A 25,979-nucleotide genomic window follows, 5' to 3' on the forward strand; every position below is an offset into this window, starting at 1 on the left:
TAAATGACAATTTTGAGTTAAATCTGTGCGTCAATTCGACTATAATGGCGGCCCAAAATATCGTTCAATCCTTAACCCCGGATGAAATATCTATGTTAATCCTACGTGGTGCACCTGCACTTTCTGATTTTAAAGTCCAAAAGATCCTTAAAAGCTGCGCGGATGCAGAGTTACCTGTTACAGGCGTATATGCCGAGTTTATGCATTTTGCTGATGTAACAGCTGACCTTTCAGAGACAGAACTCGATAAGCTAAGCAAGTTATTGAAGTATGGGCCTACCGCCGTCGAGCACAAGCCAGAGGGAACACTTATTTTAGTGACGCCTCGCATTGGAACTATTTCTCCATGGGCTTCAAAAGCAACTGACATCGCGAACAACTGTGGTCTAGATAAAGTTCACCGTGTTGAGCGTGGTATCGCTTACTATGTTGAGGGCGCACTAAGCGCAGAGCAATTAGCGGATGTGGCTAAGTTACTTCATGACCGCATGACTGAGTCTGTACACAGCAACTTAGAAGATGCTGGACAGCTATTTCGTGTTGAAGAGCCGCGCCCAATGTCATCGGTTGACATTCTTGGCGGTGGCCGTGAAGCACTTGCAACAGCAAACGTTGAGCAAGGCTTTGCATTAGCGGACGACGAAATTGACTACCTAGTAGAAAACTTCATAAAACTAGGTCGTAACCCGAACGACATCGAGCTATTCATGTTCGCACAGGCGAACTCTGAGCACTGTCGTCACAAGATTTTTAACGCCGATTGGACAATCAACGGTGAAGAACAGCCTAAGTCGCTGTTCAAAATGATCAAGAATACTTACGAGACGCACCCTGAAAACGTCCTGTCTGCTTATAAAGATAATGCAGCAGTAATGAAGGGTTCTAAAGCGGGTCGTTTCTTCCCTAATAAAGAAGGTGAGTACAGCTATAATCAAGAGAACATCGAAATCTTGATGAAGGTTGAAACCCACAACCACCCAACAGCGATTGCGCCATTCTCTGGTGCATCGACAGGCTCGGGTGGTGAAATTCGTGACGAAGGCGCAACAGGCCGTGGCTCTAAGCCAAAAGCAGGCCTAGTTGGTTTTACCGTATCAAACCTTCGTATTCCTGGTTTTGAGCAGCCGTGGGAAACAAACTTCGGCAAACCTGGTCGTATCGTTAATGCACTAGACATTATGATCGATGGCCCTCTAGGTGGCGCGGCGTTTAACAACGAATTCGGTCGTCCTAACCTACTAGGTTACTTCCGTACTTACGAAGAAAAAGTGAACAGCCACAACGGTGAAGAGGTACGTGGTTACCATAAGCCAATCATGCTTGCAGGTGGTCTTGGTAACATTCGTACTGAGCATGTTCAAAAGGGTGAAATCCCAGTTGGCGCTAAGTTAGTCGCTTTAGGTGGTCCAGCGATGAACATTGGTCTTGGTGGTGGCGCTGCATCATCAATGGCATCTGGTCAGTCAAACGAAGACCTAGACTTTGCGTCTGTACAGCGTGAAAACCCAGAAATGGAGCGTCGTTGTCAGGAAGTTATCGATAAATGTTGGCAGCTAGGTGATGAAAACCCAATCGCATTCATCCACGATGTGGGCGCGGGTGGTCTTTCAAACGCATTCCCTGAGCTAGTAGACGATGGTGGCCGTGGTGGTAAATTCCAACTACGTAACATCCCGAACGATGAGCCGGGTATGGCACCACACGAGATCTGGTGTAACGAATCACAAGAGCGTTACGTACTTGCTGTAGCGGCAGAAGACTTCGCACGTTTTGAAGAGATCTGTAAGCGTGAGCGCGCACAGTACGCCGTGATCGGTGAAGCAACAGAAGAGCGTCACCTAACCGTTGCGGATAGCCACTTCGATAACAACCCAGTGGATCTTCCGCTTGAAGTATTACTTGGCAAAGCACCTAAGATGCATCGTGACGTTGAGTCAAAGCAAGTTGAAGGTGAAGCACTTAAAACAGAAAGCATCGACGTAGAGGAAGCCGCTAAGCGTTTACTTCGTTTACCGACTATCGCTGAGAAAACATTCCTTATCACCATTGGTGACCGCACGGTAACGGGCTTAGTTGCACGTGACCAAATGGTTGGTCCTTGGCAGGTACCAGTAGCAAACTGTGCGGTAACAGCCGCTGCGTTTGACACTTACCACGGTGAAGCTATGTCAATGGGTGAGCGTACACCTGCGGCACTTCTAAACTATGGTGCATCTGCACGTTTAGCAGTAGCAGAAGCGCTAACGAACATTGCTGGCGCAAACATTGGTGGTCTTGAGAATATCAAGCTATCTGCAAACTGGATGGCAGCAGCAGGTCACCCAGGTGAAGATGCTGGTCTTTATGAAGCTGTTAAAGCGGTAGGTGAAGAGTTATGTCCAGCACTTGGCCTAACGATCCCTGTTGGTAAAGACTCAATGTCAATGAAGACGACATGGCAAGATGATGGTGAAGACAAAGCGGTTACAGCACCACTTTCTCTAGTAATCACTGCATTTGGCCGTGTAGAAGACATTCGTAAAACAGTCACACCTCAGCTTCGTACTGATAAAGGTGACTCAAGCCTAATCCTAGTTGATTTAGGTGCCGGTCAAAACCGCATGGGTGCATCAAGCCTTGCACAGGTTTACAAGCAACTTGGCGATAAGACACCTGACGTAGATAGCCCAGAGCTATTAAAAGGTTTCTACAACGCAATGCAAGCACTTGTCGCTGATGAGAAGCTACTTGCTTACCATGACCGTTCAGACGGTGGTTTATTCACTACTGTCGCTGAAATGGCATTCGCAGGTCGCACAGGTGTAACGGTAAATCTTGATAGCCTAACTGGCTCTGACATCGAAGCGCTTTACAACGAAGAGCTAGGTGCAGTGATTCAGGTTCGCAACGACGACCTTGCAGCTGTTGAAGCAATTTTGGCTGACAACGGCCTTGGTGCAATCAGCCACACTATCGGTGCGCTAAACACAGAAGATAAAGTTATCTTCAACCGTGGCGGCGAAGCAGTACTTGCAAATACTCGTACTGAACTACGTACTATTTGGGCTGAAACGACTTACAAGATGCAAGCACTTCGTGATAACCCTGAGTGTGCTAAGCAAGAATTTGATGCGAAATTTGACGAAAAAGATCCAGGTCTTAACGTAAAACTAAGCTTCGATCTGAACGAAGACGTAGCTGCACCTTACATTGCTACAGGTGCCAAGCCTAAGATGGCAATCCTTCGTGAGCAAGGTGTTAACTCGCACGTTGAAATGGCAGCTGCATTTAACCGTGCAGGCTTTGCAGCAGTTGACGTTCACATGAGTGACATCCTTGAAGGTCGCTTAACGCTAGAAGAGTTCAAAGGCCTTGTAGCATGTGGTGGTTTCTCTTACGGTGACGTACTAGGTGCTGGTGAAGGTTGGGCTAAGTCAATCTTATTCAATGACATGGCACGCGACCAGTTCCAAACATTCTTTGAGCGTCAAGATACGTTCAGCTTAGGTGTGTGTAACGGCTGTCAAATGCTATCGACTCTGAAAGAGCTTATCCCTGGCACTGAGCACTGGCCACGCTTTGTAACTAATAAGTCAGAGCGTTTTGAAGCACGTTTCAGCCTTGTTGAAGTACAAGAAAGCCCGTCAGTATTCTTCCAAGGTATGGCTGGTTCTCGCATGCCAATCGCAGTATCTCACGGTGAAGGTCACGCTGAGTTTGCAAACGACGCAGCAGTTAAGGCGGCACTAGAGTCTGGCACAGTTGCAGTTCAGTACGTTGATAACTTTGGTAAGCCGACGACGCAATACCCGAACAACCCGAATGGTTCACCAGAAGGTATTACAGGTATTACATCAACGGATGGTCGTGCAACAGTCATGATGCCACACCCTGAGCGTGTATTCCGTGCAGTGGCTAACTCTTGGCACCCAGATGAGTGGAAAGAAGATAGCCCATGGATGCGTATGTTCCGTAACGCACGTAAAAACGTGGGTTAATCGAGTAATATATTACTCTAAAGAAAAGGTCGCGAAAGCGGCCTTTTTTGTTTTTGAAGCAGGCTAACTCTTGGCAGCGATACCTTTGATAGGAGTGGAAAGAAGATAGCCCATGGATGCGTATGTTCCGTAACGCACGTAAAAACGTGGGTTAATCGAGTAATATATTACTCTAAAGAAAAGGTCGCGAAAGCGGCCTTTTTTGTTTTTGAAGCTGGCTAACTCTTGGCTGAGATACTCAAGGCTAGAGTGGATTGATTGTAGCTTATGGGTGTGTATGTACCGTAACGCACATAAAAACGTGGGTTAATTGAGTAATATATTACTCTAAAGAAAAGGTCGCGAAAGCGGCCGATTATGTCGCTAAAAACGAGTACTTTTAGTATACCAATTATGTTTTATTAAAAATGAATCTAGGTTAATGGACGGTAAATAGAGGTATGTCTAACATAACTAATTAGAGTTATTTTTAACCTTCCCTACTAGTGCAATATGTTTACTTTTCTACTCCACTATTTTTGTTGTTAAATTTTATATTTGTTAATTTATATTTTGATTTTTTTAAGTGGTGTTTGTTATTGTGGTGTTTAAAAGTGGCGTATAGTCTTAAGCTTTCAACCTTTATTTCTGTTGAAATTTTTAAAGTTGGGCCTGGATATATTTAATTCTGGTTTTAATTTTTTTAGAGTTTTCTGAAAATAACTAATATATAAGGGTCTTGTGAATAAGAACCTAAATAAATGGGATTTGCCTTTATAACTTATTATTGAGTGAAGACGGATTATGAATAATTACATACGTTATATTTGGGTAAGCTATGCGGGTTCTCAAAAAGACTGGGTGTATGAGCTAACAAAGATTTTTGATCAAAGTCCTGATACGAATATAAAACTACTTACTTATCTTCGTGAGGAAGACAGCGAGGGGTATAGTAAACCATGCTCTCAAGAGGAAGACACTGCGCCAACTTACATACCATTTCTAAAACCTACACAACGTATCGAAGATTTAATTCAAGCGATTGGTGCTAGCTTTCGAAAAATCATCGTATTGAGCCCTGATTATTTAGATAGTCCTTATTGCATGCAAGAGCTTGCTTGTATTTTAATTCACCGCCATTCAAATGCACCATTTATTATTCTTAGCGGTTTTACTGATTTATTACACGCATTTGAAGCCAGAGAATACAAGTTTTTAGAGAATAACTCTTATACTTTAGGACAAGCTTTGGCTCATATTTACCTAGAGCGTCAGTCAGCAGATGTAAGTAAAGACTGTGTAGATTTCAAACTTATTGACTGCCCAGACCCACGTGATGATAAGGAGCTAGCGCTGACATTTGCCATTAACTTTTTTGAAAAAAAGTTGGTCGAACTTAATCAGCAGTTAAGATTGTCATTGGATGAATTTAAGCTCAACGAAAATGACTCCTATATCTCTCAAAGTGGCCTCAATATTGATGCCTTGTTTCAAAGGGTGAAAGTCTATGCTCAAAACATGGATAATGAGCGGCTCTTGTCAGATTATTTCGCAAATATAAAGGAGCAAGTGGATCATTGGTCAGAGCATGCTAGATTGGCCCAATGGTTAAAGGAGCACAGAGAGTTTAGTCCCTATCAATTTTTCGAGCATATTAAAAGCTTCAATTTTGAAGCATTAGCTTTACTTTGTGAGCATTTAAAAGCGGCTTTAAGTATGCTGCCTCGATGTCAAAGTCAATTTTCTGAGTTGCAAGTTTTTATGTCTTTGTTAGCTCAGGCTACTCTCCATCCTGAATGGGTTGCTGAGCGTCAGCAAGGGGGGCTTAAAAACGAAGTGATACGTTTTTCTTTTCATGATGATGAGCTTTTTTTATATCTTAAAGTGGGCGTGTCAGCGATGAACCGAGATATTGTCGAATTTAAAAAGTTGGATTATGCACCTGATAGCTTGGCCTCTCCGAATTTCTCATTTGACAATATGCTTGAAATGCCAACGGTAGGGTTGAACGAGCAAGGTTTTGGTTTAAATGAACTACTAGATAATTTTTTTGCATCAGTTTTAAAGAGCTCCTCAAAAAGTCTTCATGAAATTAAAAATATACCAAGGGCGAGGGTTATTGGCGCGATACAAAAAGCGTTAAGGCGAACGATAAATAATCAATTTCAATACAATACGTTTATTTTATTAGCGCGTAGTCAAGAGTTTTACTCTCCGGGTAATGAGGGGAAAGCGTATACGCTGTTCTCCGAATTTTTGTCATTCATTTATGATGGCTGTGATGAAAAGCACTATGGGACATTGCCATTACAGCTGTTGACTGAAATGTTTGAACAAGGAGAGAAAGTGGTGACTCGTGACTTTGTAAATGATGATGCAGCATGTTTTAACCTATTGAAAGAGATAGAAGACTTATTATGGGCGTACAGTCAATGAGTAAATTGGACAGAAAAATTTTGGCGCAAATTAAGAGCTTTGGGCAGCCAATACGCGATGATATTAAGGGCTGGAGTGGTGTCACTCACTTTTTTGACACCAAGCAGGTTGCGGCAATTCAAGCTGCTTACTTTGCTAATCGTCCGCTACTCGTAAGGGGAGATCCCGGTCTTGGCAAGAGCCAAATGGCTCCTGCTATTGCCAGCTGGCTCAACCTGCACTTTAACTATGCGTCTATCCATGCAAATACTGAAATAGAAGACTTACTGTATAAAGTTGATCATATAAAGCGCTTTAGTCATGGGCATGGTAATCATGATGATATAAATATTCGTCACTTTATTGAGCCAGGCGTGGTGTGGCAAGCAATCGCCCCTGACACACATTTACAAGAGTGTGATAGCAAAGAGTGTGCAGATACGACAGAGGAGCGAGATGGGAGTATGTTACTCATTGATGAAATAGATAAGGCAGATGCCAGTTTACCGAATGCCCTATTAGAAGTACTGAACAACAAAACTATTTCTGTTACACCTGTGGGTCAAACGCTTGAGCAAAAAAGTGACAACCCGTTGCTTGTAGTGATCACCTCTAATGACGAAAAGGCTCTTCCAGATGCTTTTCTTCGTCGCTGTGCGATTCTCGATCTTTCCTTGGAGCAAGGTGAAGAGGGAGTAAATCAGCTGCTCAATATTGTCGGTGTGCACTATGTTGACTATGAAAAGAAATTTGCTCAGGGAATTGTGCAACGGCTGGCTGAACAATTGATCAAGTTAAGAGGGCTATGTGGCGAGAAAAATGAATATCTCCCTGGCACATCTGAGTTACTCGACATTTTAAGGGTACTAGATAGGTATAATCATCACGAGCAGCCAGAGCAACTCAAGATTATTGAAAGCTTCTTCTTACAAAAACAGCGACAGCGTCCACATGTCTGAGAGCAGTGATTCACCGCCTAAAAATAAACGTATTGACTATGATACGCCTTCATATATTACTGGACTAAATCTAGTAGAAAAAATGGGGCGAACGCACCCTTTATTGCGTCAAGCTCTACTGAACCTGCGGTTAAACCCTGACGATATACTTGATGTTGAACAAACTCGTCAAGGTTACATGCAGACCAAGGAGGAAACTAATAGAGGTAATCACAGTGAGGCGTCAACTACCAGAAAACAGATATTAGATAGCGTAAAGGCAGATAGGGTGGATGCCAATTTTACTTTTCCTATTGTAATCGTTAGCGAACACCACAAAATTGAAAGTATTAATACACCAGCTGAAGAGATGGTGGCTGATTATCCGCAGTTAATTCTAGAAAAAAATGTGCCTCGAACAATGAGTAAATCAACTGCAATTGATCCAGCGTTTAATATTTGGAGAGAAATTGAACGTGCTTTAACGTTTGAACACCTTTCACAGCAATTAGATATCAAGGCTAATATAAAGCAAGTCAGTGAATATAGACCGCTAGAAAAGTTAATATTTAAGCAGTCAAAAAAGCAATTGACCTCAATTACACTGTATATAGATAGTGGTGGTGAGTCACCCTGCTTAGTCGATGATATTAAAGATTTTATGACAGGGTTGAAGCGAAAACTAGGTGTAAATATAGTTGCTCATAGTTATTGGTTGAAGTGCTTTTCCCCGCCTAAATGGGGTGAGCACCTGTTACAAGTTCAATCTAGTATGCCACCTATAACTGAAGGTAATGTAATCATTTTGGCTGATCCTAAAAACTTTACTTCAGAGTTCTGGCAGGTCTGGCTTAAGCAGGTGGAGCGACAAGCTAGCCATATTGTAAAAATAGGGACAAGACCTTCTAAAGGATGGGTTTATTGGGGAGATCCGCGAGACTTAAACACATCGGACGATCAGGCTCTGAAAATACTCAAGGCAATACTTGCTACGACTCCTCAGCGTATAACTCCAGCGATGATAAGAGCATTACGAACAAAGTTGACTGGCGGCAGTATTGCGATAGAGCAGAGTGTGATGTCTTGGAGTCAGATTCGTTCAATGCCAGCATCACGGGTGATGGATATTAAGCGTGTATCTGGACATGATTTAGAGTACTTCTCAGAGCTAAATTGTTCGACGCAGCAGCGAGCATCTGCAATTATCTCGCAGCACCTGCCTGAAAATATACCTCAGTTTAAAATGTTACACTACCAATTAATGGCCATGTATAGTCCTCAGTGGCGAGCGGAAAATAGTGCATTAGTGCAGGTGTCAGATAATTATTTTAATGCGGTGACTCGGGCTGGCGTATTGTCTCATGATCAGTTTAGTGTTGAGGAAATTTGTGCCAGTGGGTATCAATTAGCCATTACATTGGCTGAGTTAGAGTCGTGCTTGTCGACTGCAATAAAGCGACAAATATCATTAGCTAATAACTATATCAGTAAACATTGCCCTGGGGTTCGGGCCGTTAAAGGTATGGATGAGGAGTTGTACGACGCGTTAAAATATTCTGATAGCTTAGCGAAACCGTTCAAACCAGGCTTTCTCATTTATAAAAATGGTAAATTGAAATTGGTAACGGAAAAAAAGGAGTCGGTATCTGGGATTGTAATCTCTATATATGATACTGATTCATGCAGAATTTATATCCAAGACGAATCTCCAATACCTATGTTCCCTGGCCACAGTGTAGAAATCGCAAAATGGCCTATCACTATCAAAAATACAAAGCAGTCTTTTTGCTTAAGTAAAGAAAATAATGAACGATTCTATTGGGCGGACTCTCTATGCATTGACGAAGATGGGGTCACTGCAGAAACTGACTTTATAACAGTAACATGGTCAAACAGTCTGTCTGACTTGGTTAAAGAGTCGGAACATTATTTGAATGCGGAGGTTATGATCAAGGATGATGCGCCTACGATTATAAAATGCTCTAAATTGATACTTGATAAGTATGGGCTGAAGTTAATAATTCCAATTCAGATAGACCCTGAAACTATTAACCTTGTAATGCGATATATTCCACCTGGGAGTTTTTTAATGGGCTCGCCAGAAGGTGAATATGGTAGGTTCAGCTCTGAGCAGCAAACTGTGCGTAGGGTGAATAAGGGGTTTTGGTTGGGGGAAACGGTTGTTACCCAGGCCCTATGGCAGGAAATAATGGATAACAACCCTAGTCATTTTACCAGCGATCAAGACGCACCACGCAGGCCTGTTGAAAAGGTAAATTGGCAAGACTGTCATTTGTTTTGCGAGGCTTTAAACTCGAAAGTTCCTGGATTGAATGTGTCATTACCAGATGAAATCCACTGGGAGTATGCTTGTCGAGCAGGTACTCAATCTGCGCATTGGTGGGGAAATAAACCGTTCGCACGATACGCAAATTTTGGAGCAAAAAAGGGCCGGACGGTTGATGCTACCCACTATCCGCCCAATCCGTGGGGCCTGTATCAAATGCATGGAAATGTATGGGAGTGGTGTCAAAATTTATGGGTAGCTGATCTTACCCCGTGGGAAAATACATCATTATTTAATGCATTTGGGTCAAGTAATTTGTCCAGTGATAGTCAATTCGCACTTCGTGGTGGGGCTTGGGATAGCGAAGCTCGCAGCATTAGATCTGCTAATCGCAACTTTATTAATCGTGATAGTAAATATGGAGATACAGGGTTTAGGGTTGCGATCTTTGATTTTATAGAGTCTGGGGTTTTGGGCTCTGAATTAAAAAAATCGTCGATTCAACAACATTCAAATCAAAAACATAGGCCTTGGAGGACACCAAGCCAAAGACGTAAAAGGAAAAAATAGTTTATGGTTGATGGCTCACATTTAGACATCCACAGTGAGCGGCTAGCGCTGTCTGAGTTTGACAACACGAAGCGTTGGCAGCTGATGCCCCCAAAATTATTTCCAGCTCCATGGGCTAATGAACATGGCTTTGATAAATATGGACTATGGCAGCGGTTTTCTGTAAAGGGCGTCTCGCAAACAATGCGTTATATCACGCCAGGCATTTTTTTAATGGGGTCATTAAAAGAAGAGTTAGGACGGCAGGACAATGAATACAGCCATGTTAGAGATATAAAAAATGGTTTTTGGATTGCAGACACAGCCGTTACTCAGGGTTTATGGACAGCAGTGATGGGAGAGAACCCGAGTGTGTTTAGCTACTCAAAGCATGCTAGAAACCTTCCTGTTGAGAATGTAAACTGGTTTGATAGTCAGCGCTTTTGTCAGCGGCTGAATCGAATTATCCCTGAACTTAAAGTGACTTTGCCTGATGAAGCTCAGCGTGAATATGCATGTAGGGCTGGTACTCGAACTGTGTATTGGTGGGGAAATGAGGTCTCGACACAACATGCAAATTATTACAATATGCATAGAGGACCTGTCGATGTGGCCAGTTATGCTCCGAATGAGTGGGGGTTATATCAGGTGCATGGCAATGTTTGGGAGTGGTGTCAAAATATATGGAAAGATGATTTAAGTAAATATCACGTTCTGAACGGGCTTAATGGTTTACTCCAAAACAACGAAAGAAATAATTGGCAAGCAGCTTTAAGAGGAGGCTCTTGGAAAACAAGTACTTTTAATTTTCGTGCTGCAACGCGCATTCAATTCAATCCGAAAAGTAGGTATAGTTTTTTTGGTTTACGGTTAGCTATTACGGAATAGATTTGAAAGTTCGATAAGCTCGGTAGGGCTTTACTAACTTTTCTGATTTGCTTTATATGCTATTTTATAACTTTGATTTTGTTCTAAATTACGTGGATGTAGGCTTAAACTACCGCTTTAGATTCCACAATAGTTAGGAATAAATTCGCCATCTTTGTTGCACGCACTGATAAGCTTTTGTTGACTGCTGCCGCGCTTTTTATGTTCCGATCGCCAACCAGTATTTTCTCAAGCTATGCCAGTTTGGGTATCTCACGGTGAAGGTCATGCTGAGCTTGCTCATGGTGCAGTAATGAAAGCGACACTTGAGTTTGGTATAGCTGCAATTGAGCACGTTGATAACTTTGGTCAGCCGACTATACAATACCCAAACGACCCGAACGGTTAACATTCAGAGGAGTGGAACGATGACAACCCTTGTGTATGCATGTTCCGTATCGCAATAAAAATATCGGCTAAGATTTGGGTAAAGAGAAAGGTCACTTAGGTGGCCTTTTTTATTGCTTATAAAGCTGGCTGTTACGGGTGATTATAAACAAAAGTTGAACGTTCATAACTTAGTTAAATGCTCAGCCATTCTGTTATGAGGCTGGGGTTTTTATTGTAAGTAGTAGCCCCTTTTTTAGATTAATATCGTTATAACTGGTACGTAGCGAAAGCTTGCACTAATCACACATACTAGAGAACAGAGCGCTGGGGTATATATCGCTGTGCATAAAAATAATCATAAGTTGCCAATCTATGTGTATGGTGAGTTTGATTCAGTGTAAATTGGCAACACTTTAGAAACATTCGGATTTATAACAATAAAGGAAGAAGTAATGAAAAAGCTTTTATATACAACGCTAGCTGCTTCAATCACATTTGCGCTGGCAGCTTGTGGGGGGTCCTCTGGGGGAGACAACAACAATCAAGTAAGTGGGCAAGATCAACAAAATAATCCAACCGTTGAAACACCGGTTAACAAAGTTGAAGCACAAAAACTTACTTTAAGGGCAGAATCTCAACAGTGCTCAAATTATCAGCCTAAGCAAGTTGATATTGTATTTCACGATGAAAATGGGGCATCTCTAGGATCTGCAAAGACGGATTCGAATGGCGATTTTTCAGGAGAGTTGCCGGTAGGTACAAAGCACCTTTCTGTGATTGGTGAAGTGAGTGATAGTGCTGACGGTGAATATAAATACATCCGGACAGAATTAGATATTGAGCATAGAGAAAACTTAGGAACTTACTATTTTAAAACATCTACAGAATGTAGCTGTGAGATGTATCGCGTCGATGATTCGGCGCTAACCTTTACAAAAAATGGGTATTTTCTACTTTCGAATAGTACTTTACCATCCAATGGTAACTTAGCCGTTTGTGATGGCAGTGACACATTATATTTAGCAGCGATATCACGTGAGCATAATGATGCAAAAGCCGCGGTTTTCTCGTTACCAACAAGCCCTCAAACAATCGTAATCTCTGATGCAGATTTCACTCATAATGGCGTAATCGTGGATAAACAAATTAGTGCCAATGCGCAAATAATCGGTGCTTTTGGTGCTGCATCAGACGCATCTTCTTTGGTATTTAATCAAAGGCAAGCAACAGATGAAACGATGCCGCTGTATATTTTCCCTGATGCAGTTGAGCACAATTACTACCACCAGGTAGAGTTCAATCAAACCAACTTTGATACCGCTAGGTTCAAGGTGTGGAAATCGGCCAGAAGCAGAGCGAATACTGAACATGAGTTTGGCGTAAATGAAATCCCCTTGTTATCTGATAGTTTGAATGATGAGGTAATGAGCGTCTCAGGCAGAGAAAATGTGACTTATGACTTTAGTGCAATAAATGAGGACTTGGCTCGCGTCGAATTTAGATATAGCTATTTGGTCAGTGATACTACTGAGACTCGTTACGATTGGAAGATAAATGGTGGTATTAAGGGCACTATTCCACAACTATCCTTTGGTGATGTATTTACACTGCCAGTAGAAGAGACAAAGTTAGAAGAGCTTGGAGCTTATATATATGGATATAAAGGCAATGCAAAAGACAGCGAAACATATGCCAAGTTGTTAGACTTTATTGCAAGGGGGGAATCTCGCCATAGGGCCGAATTTGGGGACTATATTTATGTTAGAGCATTAGTTGAACTTGACTAATGCCACAAAAGGTCACTTTGGTGACCTTTTTGTTTGTTTCTCAAAAAAATATGATGGCATTGATTATGGCTAACAAGCAGGCTGTTACATACTTGCAGCGATAACCTATCAGGTATTTTTGTTAATTTTACAACTTCTTACGCTCTTCTACATTACATTGTGAGCGTGATGGCTTAAACTCATTGTTTTGATGAAAAGTTAGTTTAGGAACGCATGCGGCGCTTTTTAGTTTATGCAGGGATAAGCTTTTGCTTATTGCTGATCTCTTTGTATATATTTCGGATGCCTTTGAGTCTTGTGGTGGCGGATCACTACTTAGCGCAAGAGCAGGGTGAGCTAACATGTTTAGAGTGGTCAATTGCAGGGTTTACTAAAGTCGACATCAGTAAAGCGTGCTTGTCACATACACAAGCAAATATCACGGCAAAAGAGGTAACGGTGACACCAGATGCTCTTGTGGTAGAGCATTTGCAGATTGAGCATATTACTGAACCGTCTGCGCAACAATCAAAGCCATTGCAAAAGTTGTTGCTACCGCTGGTTGAAAATCGACCATTGTTGACGATAAAAGATGTGAATTTTAAGTCGCCGCAATTGCAGCAGCCGCTCTCTTTTTCTATCAATGAAACAGAACTCAATAGATTTCGCATTGATGGTGATGTATCTGCACTCGTTGCCTTGTTGCCGGATCAAATTAGTGTTGAAACGGATTTATCTAGCCAAGGATTTAAGCCTTACTTACCAACACAAATAAAGGCGTTATCCGGGCTATTATCTTTTACATTTGACGGTGTTGAAATTGATTCTAGGGCTAATTTACAAGCGAGTATTTTGGATGCCAGTCTGGCAGATTGCCATATGATGGCGGATATAAAGGGTGGTTTGGTGAGTCAGCTAAATTTAAACTCACTCTTAGCTAACGTCGATTTATCCAAGCTGCAGGTGAAAATAAATGGCAAGTCTTGCCGAAAGCTCACAGATTTCCAGCAGTCTTTACCCGCAGAGGTAGTGAGTACTGATTGGCAACTATTTATACCTGAACCATTTACAGCGACGTTGGCGAAAGTGGAAATACCTTCGCTCAGTGCCAAAGATCAAAATGGTTTGAATGCGATAGCATTAAATAATTTTCGACTTGCGGTACCTCAAAAAAAAGCATTATTAGACATCAAGCTGAGTCATCAGACCCCTCAGTTTGGTTGGTTAGAACTTCAGGCTAAGTTATCTGCCGAAGGCAATCATTTATCAACAAGTGGAGATTGGTTATTAAATAGCTCGGCGTTGAATTTCGCTAATGGGATAACAGTCGAAGATATAGTTAGTCAAGGGGAGTTTACTTTGGTCGGTATGCTTGACCAAAATATCAATCTTGAGCTAGCAACTCAAACATCAATGGGTGAGCTAAAAAATACACAAGTGTTGCTGAACAATACAGAGCTGAATTTAAGAACGCTTTTAAGTGCTGACTTGAGTATATTGGCAGCGGATCCGCTTCAAGCATTTGAAGTGGATGTGTTTGATACTCAAGTGAGCGTGGAACGATACAGGTTTGAAGAGGCGCTGGGAAAGCATATTTGGTTGGAGAGTAAGCTTAATACTGATGAGTTAAAACACTTCAAAGGTCAACTTAATATGGACGTTGGCTCATTTAAAAGGGGCGAACTAAGAGGGAAAGATGTTTCACAGAGCATGACGTTTAAAGGTGAATTAGCGAATGTAGAAACGAGTATTCACTTTGATGGTGAAACCCATCTTGGGTTAGTTGCCACTCCTCAACTCTCTTTTCGAAATGCGGTTGTGACCTCTTCAGGGAACTTTAATGAGCAACTTAATTTAGACCATGTCTTACACTTGGAAGAGCTTGAAGTATTGATAAAGCATAAAGTCGGGCCACAGCTGAACGAAGTTGATGTTTCGGTACCTGAACAAAGCTTTTTAACACTACAGCCAATCATTCAACAATTTGATCCAAAGATACAGCTAAGTGAAGGGACAATTTCGGCCAATATCAGTGGGGATGTTTCAGAACAGAGCTACCATTTTGATATGACGTTAGAAGAAGGGGGGATCTTATACGATTCCCATTATTTAAGTGGTTTGAATATGCCAGTCACTGGCATGATCAAGGCCCAACAGTTGGTCATTGAAGAGTCACCGATAGGCATTCGAGAGATCCGCTCTGGGGCAGTGCTTGAGAACTTTCAAGCGAGTCTCTCATCTTATGATTCAAAGCCCATGTTGAGCAATATCAGTGCTTATATATTTGATGGTCAGCTAAGTGCTCAGCAGATCAGTTTATCCGAGGAAGATCAGAGTTTTCTGGTTGAAGCACAAGACTGGGAGTTGGCTGTAATAGCCCATGCAGCTAAAAACGCAGGTGTCGAACTCAGTGGGCGTGTTTATGGGCAACTGCCTGTAACTGTTGTTGATGGCGCACTAGAAATTCATGGCGGTAAGCTAAATAACATAGATGTTGGCTTATTGAGTATTGAGAATAACCAGTCCGTGGAAGCGCTTAAGGCCCAGCAGCCAAGTTTGGAAACGGCTTTTGGCATGCTAGAGCGATTAAACATAGAGAAGCTAACCAGCGACGTGAATATGTCTTCGGATGGGTGGCTTGACTTGGCTGTACAAATTACGGGTGTCAACGAGCAGCAGGGACAGCCAATTAATTTTAATTACACACACAAAGAGAATATTTTTCAGTTATTTAGGGCATTGCGATTGAGCGATGAAATCACCAAAGAAGTTGAAAAAGCATTAAACTAATAGGAGCAAGAAAGCATGAAATGGATGCTAACTTTGATGCTGGTCTTGGTTACTTCAGCCTGTACTCATAAAGTTCAGGTAGAGACAAAAGAGCCAATTACCATCAATTTAAATGTAAAAGTTGACCACGAAATCCGTGTTAAAGTAGACAAAGAACTAGACGACTTGTTTAGTGACGACAGTGAATTATTCTAAGGAGTGAGAACATGAAAGCAAAAATTATACTGACTACCATCGCAGCGGCATGTATGAGCTTTTCGGTGATGGCTTTAACGATTAATGAAGCTAAATCACAAGGCATGGTTGGCGAAAACTCAGCGGGCTATTTAGGCGTTATTAAGGGAGCAGGTGATGTGAAGAAACTGGTCGCTGATATCAATAAAAAACGCAAAGCAAAGTATCAGCAGCTGGCAAAGAAAAATGGTATTAGTTTGTCACAAGTGGAAAAGCTTGCAGCAGAAAAAACCTATAAGAAGACCTCTTCAGGACACTTCATTCAAGTAAATGGCAAGTGGGTGAAAAAATAAAGCCACTTTGTAATAACTGCGCTGTATAGCGCAGTTATTTGGTTTGAAGCTTTATTTATGGTGAATACAGCTTGCCAACAACTGCTGCCAAAATGCCTCACCTTTGCGCCTAGCAAGGCGAATGTTGTTGTCGGGAATAGACTCAGGATCATCATACATTTCAAGTGCTTCAGCCATGCTATCCTCTCTGATCAAATGCAATGTAGGATAAGGCGCGCGGTTAGTATAGTTTGCGGGGTCGTCTTCATCGCTGTCGGCAAAGACATAATCAGGATGAAAGTTTGCAATTTGATAAGTACCTTCAAACCCTTGCGCGCAAAGCATCGCATTGGCTAAGTCGACTAAATCTAAAAAGGCGTTAAAATCGCTGAAACCATTGGAGAAAACAAGTAGGGTAGTTTCTCTATCTTGGTTTTGATTCAACTCAAAACATTGCTCCAACATATCCATGACCGCATCGTCATGACTCATTGCCTCGCTTATGCAGTAATGTATGGCATTTTGTTCCACTTCTTTTCTGGCAAATGGACAAAAGTTATATTTAACGATGACATTACTGACCCAGTTTTTCATCGCGTTGCTAATATGTTCACTCATTTACTGCTCCAATAGTGAATCGATAACATCTAGGGTACGATTAATGGCGCCTTGATTACTTGCAAGACAAGTATGTGCGTTTTGCCCTAGCTTTTTCGCGGCAGTACTATCTTGTAAATATAGACTTAACTGCTGAAATAATTCGTTTTTACCTGAGCAAATCTGAGCACCGTTTGCCGCAATTAATTGTGGGTAGATGTGGGAGAAGTTATAGGTGCTCGGTCCGCTTAAAACGCCTATGGAGCTTGCTGCGGCCTCTAGTGGATTATGACCACCTCGCTCAATTAAGCTGCCACCGACAAATGCAATGTCAGCGCAGCCATAAAGAAACTTTAACTCGCCAAGGGTGTCCGCCAACAAAACTGGGTTGTTTGTATTGTATGCCCCACTTCGACGGCTAAAGTTGAGGCCTGAATCTGTCAGCAAAGTCGCAACTGGATTAAATTGCTCAGGGTGACGAGGTGCAATGATAAGCAGCGCTTCAGGAGTTTCTTTCAGTAACTGCTTGTGTACGTCAATGATTTGCTCATGTTCACCTGGGTGTGTTGAGCCTGCAACCCAAATAGGTCTATTTCCTAGTTGAGCCCTCAATACTGCCAACTGTTCCATTTCACTATTACTGAGAGTGACGTCAAACTTAATAGACCCAGTCGTAATGACCTTATTCTGTTTGAGCCCCAGTTTTATGAACCTTTTAGCATCTTCATCGTTGTGACTAGCAAGCACAGTGATATTGTCCATGATACTTTTACTGAGTGAAGAAAACTTTTGGTAACCGCGTAAGGATTTATCAGACAACCGCGCATTGATAATTGCAACCGGACAGTGACCTTGGTTTGCATAATGAAATAGATTCGGCCAAAGCTCAGTTTCTAATACGACAAGTAGTTTAGGCTTTAAACGCTTTATAAATCGGCGTGTTGCAAATCCAAAATCAATTGGAAGATAACAGCTGTGGACTGAGTCATTAAACTGTTTATTAATTTCATTTCTACCAGTTGGTGTGTTTGTAGTAATAATTATGGGGTGCGCTGCGTGCTGACATTGTATTTTTTTGATTAATGGCGCTGCAGCTAATATTTCACCAACGGAGGCGCAGTGAATAATAATAGCTTCTTGTGGCAAATGTGAGCTTACCGCGCCAAACCTTTGTGAAAAGTGTGTTCTATAACCCTGATTTTTTTTACCTCTGACGTGATACAAATAAAATGCAATAAGCGGCGCAAGTAGCAATAAGGTGAGTGAGTAAATAAATCGGGTCATGGTATCAGAGCATAAATAAAAGCGCAGTTTAACGTGATTAAAGGTGAATGAAAATGACTATAACAATTTTACACATATCGGGACGTGCCCAACTGCGCTTAATTTGCTAGTATGCTCGCCCCTGATTGTTTTTGAAAGAAATAAAATGTTGTCAATTTATAAAAAGTTGTTGTTTGCTGTTTCTTTACCCCTGACTTTTGTCGCTCAATCGGCTTTAGCTGCGCCGACTGCTTATCTTCCTATTGGTAAAGATAATATTCTCGAGTATCAAATTGAAAAGATGTTCACTCTAACGGCTGTAACGCCAATGAGTAAGCCTTATAGAATTTCAGAAATTAACCAACATATTGTAAGACTTGGCGACATTGACCCTGCTTTGCAAGCGAGTATCCGAGCTCGACTTGCACCATATTTGCAAACAGATGCAATCACTCGTAGGGGAGTGAAATTGCGCATCGATTCTGGGGAAGAGCAACAAATTGCAAATGATCGAGGGAATTATTCGGGCGAATACGCAGAAATTTCTCTGGATGGTATCTATCGAGGCAGTGACAGCTCACTATTACAGTTAGGTGCTGAGTACCGTGTAGAAGCCGGTAGGTTAGTGCCTTATAATACTTTTTATGCACTGGGTGGAGAGAGCCTTCAGCTTAATATAGGCTATAAAGAACATTGGTTTTCGCCTTTCAAGCACTCGGCTCAAGTCTATTCAACGAATGCACAAACTCCTTTATCAGTGTCTTTGGGGTTAAACTCTCCACTTGAAAACTGGTGGAATTTTGATTTTGAGTTATTTTATTCTGAATTGGAACATGTCGAAAACGGTATTCATTATCAAAACAAGCGACATGACGGTACGCCTAAGCTAGCGGGGACGCATTTAAGCTTTGAGCCGTTGAAAAACTGGAAAGTCGGTATCAACCGAATGATGCAATTCGGAGGCGGTCCAAGAGAAGTTTCAGGAAAGGATGTGGTTAAGGCATTTTTTGACCCCGCAGGCAGTGATAATAGTGGTCTAACAGGCAGCACAGATACTGAGCTTGGAGACCAATGGGCTACAGTTACCACATCGTTTAAAACGAATTGGTATACACCTGTTGAATGGTATATCGAGCATGGTGGTGAAGATACCAGAGAGCATAAAAATTACTTGTTTGGTAATTCTGTCACAAATTATGGCTTTTACATTCCAGAATTAACCAAAGATGTCTCATTGCGTTACGAGTTCTCAGATATTAGTGAGCTGTGGTATACCCATCATATTTACCCTGTAAAGGGCAATAGTATCAATGATTTCGTGGTAGGGCACTTTGCAAGCAATCATCGAGTATTTAATCACGGAGTAGCGACGCAAAGCCAAGTTGTTGAAGTTACTTATGCAGAAAGCTTTGATTCTTTATGGCGTTTAAAGTGGTCAACTGTTGATAACCAAGATAATGAGAAATATGAATATAAAAAGCAAAATGAACTCAAGCTTTCTAATTCTAGAAAAATTGATGATTATCAGTTAGAAACGAGCCTAACAGTGGGCAAAGATGTCTTCGGAGAAAATTACACTTGGCTGTCAGTCAATGTATACTGGTAATACACGGGTAATAATTAAGAACTAACCCAATTATGGGGTTTGTAGGAAATTTAGGGTTCACTATGTCAGTCAATGAACAAATTGCGAATAGTTACTTAGACAGTTTGGAACGCCATATGGCGCTATTTGCGAATATGGCGAATTATCATCAAGAGTCGATAGCACTTTTAGAAGCGTGTCAAAACACACTCGCCTCAGGTGGTAAAGTTATCTGGTTTGGTAATGGTGGTAGTGCGGCAGATGCACAGCACTTAGCCGCTGAGTTTGTGGTGCGTTATAAACTAGAGCGCGGGCCACTGGCTTCAATCGCACTCACAACTGATACGTCGATACTGACTGCTCATAGCAACGACTATCATTTTAACACAGTATTTGAAAGGCAAGTTCAAGCGCTATGCAAGCCAGAAGATTTGGTTATAGGGCTGACAACCTCAGGTACTAGCGAGAATATCAATTTGGCTTTGGCTGCAGCAAATGAAATTGGTGCTTATACCGTGGCTTTAACTGGTCGTCAGGGCGGCGAAGTAAAAGACATTGCTAAATTGCCTATTATTATAAATTATGATGAAACAGCACGTATTCAAGAAGCGCATATGTTTATTGGTCATTGGCTTTGCGAAGCGGTTGACTTTTTAATTGCGGAGCAAAGCAAATGAATTTAGCTGCCTTACAAAACCTGAATAATGCGCGCGTGCTTGTTGTGGGTGATGTGATGCTAGATAGATATTGGCATGGTGATACCGGTAGGATCTCACCTGAAGCCCCGGTGCCTGTCGTTAAAGTCAGTAGCTTAGATGACAAAGCTGGTGGTGCAGCCAATGTTGCGAAGAATATCGCACATCTTGATGGCAAGGTTGGGCTTCTAGGCCTGATTGGCCAAGATGACAATGGCCGTAAGCTGAATAATATTTTGGCAGATGAAAATATTGATTCTCAGCTGGTAAGCGTGGAACAGCTACCGACCATTGCAAAAATGCGTGTGATCAGTCGTCATCAGCAAGTTGTTCGCTTGGATATGGAAGAACAATTCTTACCGGAGCACAGCGCACTACTTACCGAAAAGCTTGAGCAAGTCATTGATGCATACGAATATGTGTTGTTTTCTGATTACAATAAAGGTGCGCTTGCGAACATCTCTGAGATGATTGCTATCGCAAAACGAGCAGGCAAAACGGTACTTATTGACCCTAAATTAAGTGATTTATCACTCTATCGCGGTGCCGACTTTATTACGCCGAATCTAAATGAATTTAAGCTCGCTGGTGGTGATGTTAGCTCAGAGGCTGCGATTACCCAAAGTGCTCGACAGTTAATCTCAGAAGCGGGTATCAATGCGATGTTACTTACGCGCTCTGAGCATGGGATGTCTCTTATCTCTGAGGATGAAAAGCATGATTTCCCAGCACAAGTACTTGAAGTAAGTGATGTGACAGGGGCTGGTGACACAGTTATTGCAACACTAACGACTATGCTAGGTGCAGGTATGAATGCCAAAGATGCTGTTGAAATGGCTAATTTGGCAGCGGGTATCGTGGTTGGTAAATTAGGCGCTGCCACTGTGACACCGGAAGAGTTGAGTGCAAAATTGAGCCAGTTTTTGAAAGAAACAGGTGAGCATTATCAGGCACCTTTTGAAGATGTGCTGCAACATATTTCATTTGCTAAGCAAAATGGCGAGAAAATCGTGTTTACGAACGGCTGTTTTGATATTTTGCACGCAGGCCATGTGCGTTATTTAGCGCAGGCTAAATCTATGGGCGACCGTTTAGTTGTAGGGTTAAACAATGATGAGTCAATTTCGCGTTTGAAAGGGGTCGATAGGCCAATTAATCCTTTAAGCGAGCGTGCGATGGTTATTTCAGCTTTGGCTTCTGTAGATTGGGTGATTCCTTTTGGCAAAGAAGTAGAAGGTGATACGCCTGCTAATTTAATTGCGACGATAAGCCCTGATGTGCTTGTCAAAGGCGGTGATTATAAGGTCGAGGAGATCGCAGGTGCTGACCATGTTTTAGCACAAGGTGGTCAGGTTGAGGTATTGTCCTTTTTAGACGGTTGCTCAACCTCGAATATCATTAAAAAAGCACGTTTAAGCAAGGGTTAACTGTTCAAGTGCTTTTCGTAAGCCTGAAGCAGCACTTGCCAGTGTGAATCATCAAAAAAGAAAGTCGGCCATTTGCCGGCTTCTTTTTTAAAAGAACGCGCCAGCCTATCAATATTAGCCTGTTGCCATGTTTTATTTGTGGCTCTGATCTCTCCTTTATCAAAGTCGATTAAATTGACATTACCCTGTCCATCAAAAAGGATATTATTGATATTGAGATCGTCATGATAAACACCGTGACGGTGGAAATCAGCGATGGTTTGACCGACAGACACTAATTCATTTTCTGATAAGTGGCTTTGTTGTAGCTTTTCACACAAACTTTGTGCGTTTGGGATAGCTTGTGTAAGTATATCAGCACGATAAATACCATAGGCTTGTTCAACATATGCCGCAATGGGATCTGGTACTGCTAGGTTTAACGCCTTCAGCTCTAAAAGAAGTTTAAACTCCTTGTATACTCTGGTTTTTTCCAAGCCTAAAAATAGATATTGATCATTCAATACTTTGCCTATTAAGCCGCCTCTCCAATAATGTTTTAATACGGCAGTATTGCCTTTTTGATATTGAATAAACCAAGCTGGCGCGCGGCCGAGCTTACTGTTTACGATAGCGTTTTTTTGCCGCCAATATTCGACATAAAACCAGTCTTGGTTAATATTTAATTCGCTATTTTGTGGCGTTAATATGAAGTGGTTGCCGGTATTGTCTATTTTTAGCATAAGTGGCTAGCAAAGTGGAAATATGTCGCAAGTTTAGCGATTTTTTCTCAAGAGGGAAATGCACAAGTGTTGCAAATCGAGACGATTAATTTAAGATCATGCGTTCTTAAACTGATTGGGTAAGGCGAGTGTCAAAAACAATTTCTTCTATTTGCGTGCTTCGACTATCAGCTATTGGCGATGTATGTCATGCAGTGTCAGCGGTCCAAGCAATTCAACGCGCACATCCTCAAGCGAAAATAACTTGGGTAATAGGTAAAGTAGAGGCGATGTTATTGGCCGATTTACCGGGTGTTGAGCTTGTGGTATTTGATAAAAAACGCGGCAAAGCGGCGTTTAAGGATTTAAGGACGCATTTTAAAGGCACAAAATTTGATGTGCTGCTGCACATGCAGGTTGCGTTTCGTTCTAACGTGGCTGCGCTGTGTATTCCTGCAAAAGTAAAAATTGGTTTTGATAGTGCGCGCTCAAAAGAGTTACATTCGCTAGTCGTCAATCAACATATCACGGGCCAAATTGAACCGCATGTACTCGAAGGCTTTCATCATTTCGCTCAGGCAATTGGCGCACAGCCTCAAAGCCCAACTTGGAGTATGCCTTATACAGCTGAGGATGAGGACCAGGCAAAAACGCTTTTGCACGGTCTTGAACGTGTGTTTGTCATTTCACCTGCTGCGAGTAAAAAAGAGCGAAATTGGTTGCCAGAGCGCTATGCAGCGCTTGCAGAGCATGCAACAGCGCAAGGCTTTCAGGTCGTAATAACCGGTGGCCCAACTGAGTTAGAAGTCAGTCTAAGTCAAGCCATTATTGAGCAGGCAAAATGTCAGATTTTAAATCTTGTGGGCCAAACTGGGTTAAAAACGCTTTTATGTGTGCTTAAACAAGCAAAGTTAGTACTTGCACCTGATACAGGTCCTGCCCATATGGCAGTGACGGTAGGCACGCCGGTTATTGGCTTATACGCGCATTCCAATCCAAAGCGAACAGGGCCATACTTATACCAGCAGTATGTTGTTGAGGTGTATCACCAAAATTTACTCAAACAAAAAGGCAAGCCGGCCAGTGAGTTGCCTTGGGGCACTCGCGTAAAAGGCGCGGATTTAATGGCACAAATTAGTGTTGATGATGTAACAGCGATGTTTGATAAAGTCGTTCAACAAGAGAAATTATGAAATCTAAAGCAGTATTCTTAGATAGAGATGGTGTGATCAATCATGATCACGCTTATGTACATGCCATTGAAGACTTTGAGTTCATCGACGGTGTGTTTGAAGCGTGTCAATACTTTACAGGATTAGGTTATAAGCTTGTCGTGGTGACGAACCAATCTGGTATTGGTCGCGGATATTACGATGAAGCTCAGTTCCAGCGCTTAACGCAGTGGATGTGTGAAAAGTTTAATAGGCATGGTATTGATATCGCAGGTGTTTATTTTTGCCCACATCACCCCAAAAAAGCACTACCACAGTACTTGCGTGATTGCGATTGCCGAAAGCCAAAACCGGGCATGCTATTAAAAGCGATTGAAGAGCATGATATCGACCCTACAAATAGTATCATGGTTGGAGATAAGGCTTCAGATATGAAAGCTGCTATTGCAGCTGGTGTGGCAACCAAAATATTGGTGCGTTCAGGACAAGAGTTCACTGCTGAAGATGAATCATTTGCAGATTTTGTTTGCGACTCTTTGGCACAGCTGCCCCAAAAATTAGGTTAACGCCCATTTAGCTTTACGCTCATATAAAACAAGATAATCACAATCCGTGCATTTAGCTTGCGAACCTTTTAAAATATACTCAAGTAATTTAACTCATTCATACAACAAGTGGGTAATTGGCTTGAGTATGACTTTTCATTTGGTGTGTACCCTTTTAATTGATTTAACCTGAGTTTCAACGTCTATAAAATCGAAACAACATTGCATTGAGCTAAATAAATCATGCAGTATTCGAGGCATTATAGTCGTGTGTTAACCTCAGAAACAAAATTAGGCGTACACACTCCGTGCAACCAATGGAGACTCTACATGAGATCAGCGGCATTTTACAGCCAACTTCAACAACAAATAGAAGAAGTGAAAGCTGAAGGCTTATATAAAAAAGAACGCATTATTACATCACAACAGCAAGCAGAAATCGCTGTATCAACAGGTGAGAGCGTTATTAACTTTTGTGCAAACAACTACCTAGGCTTGGCTAACCATCCAGATCTGATCGCAGCAGCGCAAAGCGGTTTATCTGATCATGGATTTGGCGTTGCATCTGTACGCTTTATTTGTGGTACTCAAGACATCCATAAGACTTTAGAAGAAAAAATCAGTGAGTTTTTGAAAACTGAAGATACGATTTTATACTCGTCGTGCTTTGATGCTAACGCTGGCTTATTTGAAACGATCCTTGGCCCAGAGGACGCAATAATCTCTGACTCTTTGAACCATGCATCTATTATCGATGGTGTGCGTCTATGTAAAGCTAAACGCTTCCGTTATGCAAACAATGACATGGCCGATTTAGAGAAGCAGCTGATTGCAGCGACTGAAGCGGGTGCTAAAACTAAGCTGATAGCAACTGATGGTGTTTTCTCAATGGATGGTGTTATCTGTAACTTAGCTGCAGTGTGCGATCTTGCAGATAAGTACGATGCACTTGTTATGGTAGATGATTCACATGCTGTTGGTTTTGTAGGTGAAAATGGCGCGGGCACGGCTGAGTACTGTGGCGTTATGGACAGAGTTGACATTATCACTGGCACGCTTGGTAAAGCATTAGGTGGCGCATCAGGTGGCTACACATCAGGTAAAAAAGAGATTGTAGAGTGGTTACGCCAGCGCTCTCGCCCATATTTGTTCTCTAACTCGTTAGCGCCATCTATCGTGACAGCATCTATCAAAGTGCTTGATATGCTTAAAGACGGCAAAGCATTACGTGACCAGCTATGGGAAAACGCAGCATACTTCCGCAACGAGATGGAAGCGGCTGGCTTTACATGTGCAGGTAAAGATCATGCAATTATTCCAGTTATGCTTGGCGATGCAAAAGTGGCAGCAGAAATGTCAGATAGATTGCTAGCTGAAGGTATTTACGTGATTGGTTTCTCTTTCCCTGTGGTGCCAAAAGGCCAAGCTCGTATTCGTACGCAAATTTCAGCTGCGCACACTAAAGAACAATTGGATAAAGCGATTACAGCGTTTATCCGCATTGGTAAAGATTTAGGTGTGATTTAATTG

19 protein-coding genes are annotated in these 25,979 nt (G+C 42.0%); 16 read left to right on the top strand and 3 right to left on the bottom strand.

The window, feature by feature from the left end; translation table 11 throughout:
* Positions 1-92 precede the first annotated feature (92 nt).
* The 10 genes from purL to N477_RS10825 all read left to right on the top strand — a co-directional run bounded on the left by purL (position 93) and on the right by N477_RS10825 (position 16,485).
* Complete coding sequence (gene purL, locus N477_RS10785) at positions 93-3,977, top strand: phosphoribosylformylglycinamidine synthase (protein ID WP_063360742.1); 3,885 nt, start codon at positions 93-95, stop codon at positions 3,975-3,977.
* 783 nt (positions 3,978-4,760) lie between these two features.
* Positions 4,761-6,392 (top strand): toll/interleukin-1 receptor domain-containing protein, encoded by a 1,632-nt coding sequence (locus tag N477_RS10790; RefSeq protein ID WP_063360741.1) that lies wholly within the window; start codon positions 4,761-4,763, stop codon positions 6,390-6,392.
* Complete coding sequence (locus N477_RS10795; RefSeq protein ID WP_063360740.1) at positions 6,389-7,330, top strand: AAA family ATPase; 942 nt, start codon at positions 6,389-6,391, stop codon at positions 7,328-7,330. Before N477_RS10790 ends, N477_RS10795 begins: the two co-directional genes overlap by 4 nt.
* On the top strand, positions 7,323-10,166 hold the full coding sequence (locus N477_RS10800) for a formylglycine-generating enzyme family protein (protein WP_063360739.1): 2,844 nt from the start codon (positions 7,323-7,325) through the stop codon (positions 10,164-10,166). The genes N477_RS10795 and N477_RS10800 overlap by 8 nt, the downstream gene beginning before the upstream one ends.
* A 3-nt stretch (positions 10,167-10,169) precedes the next feature.
* Complete coding sequence (locus N477_RS10805; protein ID WP_081216357.1) at positions 10,170-11,033, top strand: formylglycine-generating enzyme family protein; 864 nt, start codon at positions 10,170-10,172, stop codon at positions 11,031-11,033.
* 235 nt (positions 11,034-11,268) lie between these two features.
* Entirely contained in the window at positions 11,269-11,421 is a 153-nt protein-coding gene (locus tag N477_RS25630; protein ID WP_081216356.1) for a phosphoribosylformylglycinamidine synthase subunit PurQ, read from the top strand.
* Between the two features lie 433 nt (positions 11,422-11,854).
* A complete protein-coding gene (locus tag N477_RS10810) occupies positions 11,855-13,189 on the top strand; it encodes a hypothetical protein (protein ID WP_063360738.1) in 1,335 nt (444 codons plus the stop codon).
* A gap of 213 nt (positions 13,190-13,402) precedes the next feature.
* Positions 13,403-15,958 (top strand): YdbH domain-containing protein, encoded by a 2,556-nt coding sequence (locus tag N477_RS10815; protein WP_063360737.1) that lies wholly within the window; start codon positions 13,403-13,405, stop codon positions 15,956-15,958.
* 15 nt (positions 15,959-15,973) lie between these two features.
* Complete coding sequence (locus N477_RS10820; protein ID WP_023399504.1) at positions 15,974-16,153, top strand: YnbE family lipoprotein; 180 nt, start codon at positions 15,974-15,976, stop codon at positions 16,151-16,153.
* 11 nt (positions 16,154-16,164) lie between these two features.
* On the top strand, positions 16,165-16,485 hold the full coding sequence (locus N477_RS10825) for a YdbL family protein (RefSeq protein ID WP_063360736.1): 321 nt from the start codon (positions 16,165-16,167) through the stop codon (positions 16,483-16,485).
* 51 nt (positions 16,486-16,536) lie between these two features.
* On the opposite strand, the gene N477_RS10830 is transcribed toward N477_RS10825, so the two are convergent.
* Entirely contained in the window at positions 16,537-17,082 is a 546-nt protein-coding gene (locus N477_RS10830; RefSeq protein WP_063360735.1) for a DUF1415 domain-containing protein, read from the bottom strand.
* Positions 17,083-18,345, bottom strand: a complete 1,263-nt coding sequence (waaA, locus tag N477_RS10835) for a lipid IV(A) 3-deoxy-D-manno-octulosonic acid transferase (protein WP_063360734.1) — start codon at positions 18,343-18,345, stop codon at positions 17,083-17,085.
* 145 nt (positions 18,346-18,490) lie between these two features.
* On the opposite strand from waaA, the gene N477_RS10840 reads away from it, so the two are divergent.
* The 3 genes from N477_RS10840 (at position 18,491) to hldE (ending at position 22,031) form a co-directional block, all read left to right on the top strand.
* Positions 18,491-19,930: a capsule assembly Wzi family protein gene (locus N477_RS10840; RefSeq protein WP_231098056.1), complete on the top strand. Its 1,440-nt coding sequence runs from the start codon at positions 18,491-18,493 to the stop codon at positions 19,928-19,930.
* Positions 19,931-19,992: 62 nt separating this feature from the next.
* Positions 19,993-20,586 (top strand): D-sedoheptulose-7-phosphate isomerase, encoded by a 594-nt coding sequence (locus N477_RS10845; RefSeq protein ID WP_063360733.1) that lies wholly within the window; start codon positions 19,993-19,995, stop codon positions 20,584-20,586.
* Entirely contained in the window at positions 20,583-22,031 is a 1,449-nt protein-coding gene (gene hldE / locus N477_RS10850) for a bifunctional D-glycero-beta-D-manno-heptose-7-phosphate kinase/D-glycero-beta-D-manno-heptose 1-phosphate adenylyltransferase HldE (RefSeq protein WP_063360732.1), read from the top strand. Before N477_RS10845 ends, hldE begins: the two co-directional genes overlap by 4 nt.
* Here the strand turns inward: hldE and N477_RS10855 are convergent.
* The gene (locus N477_RS10855) at positions 22,028-22,753 is read right to left on the bottom strand and encodes a 3-deoxy-D-manno-octulosonic acid kinase (protein WP_063360731.1); all 726 of its coding nucleotides are present in this window, start codon (positions 22,751-22,753) and stop codon (positions 22,028-22,030) included. The two genes, hldE and N477_RS10855, sit on opposite strands and share 4 nt — an antisense overlap.
* 128 nt (positions 22,754-22,881) lie before the next feature.
* Here N477_RS10855 and N477_RS10860 point away from each other — a divergent pair, with 128 nt between their 5' ends.
* The 3 genes from N477_RS10860 to N477_RS10870 all read left to right on the top strand — a co-directional run bounded on the left by N477_RS10860 (position 22,882) and on the right by N477_RS10870 (position 25,976).
* On the top strand, positions 22,882-23,925 hold the full coding sequence (locus N477_RS10860) for a glycosyltransferase family 9 protein (protein ID WP_063360730.1): 1,044 nt from the start codon (positions 22,882-22,884) through the stop codon (positions 23,923-23,925).
* Positions 23,922-24,470 (top strand): D-glycero-beta-D-manno-heptose 1,7-bisphosphate 7-phosphatase, encoded by a 549-nt coding sequence (gmhB, locus tag N477_RS10865; RefSeq protein ID WP_063360729.1) that lies wholly within the window; start codon positions 23,922-23,924, stop codon positions 24,468-24,470. The genes N477_RS10860 and gmhB overlap by 4 nt, the downstream gene beginning before the upstream one ends.
* A 309-nt stretch (positions 24,471-24,779) precedes the next feature.
* Positions 24,780-25,976, top strand: a complete 1,197-nt coding sequence (locus N477_RS10870; RefSeq protein WP_063360728.1) for a glycine C-acetyltransferase — start codon at positions 24,780-24,782, stop codon at positions 25,974-25,976.
* Positions 25,977-25,979: the final 3 nt, after the last annotated feature.

This window comes from Pseudoalteromonas luteoviolacea H33-S, assembly GCF_001625695.1.
Classification (GTDB): domain Bacteria; phylum Pseudomonadota; class Gammaproteobacteria; order Enterobacterales; family Alteromonadaceae; genus Pseudoalteromonas; species Pseudoalteromonas luteoviolacea_B.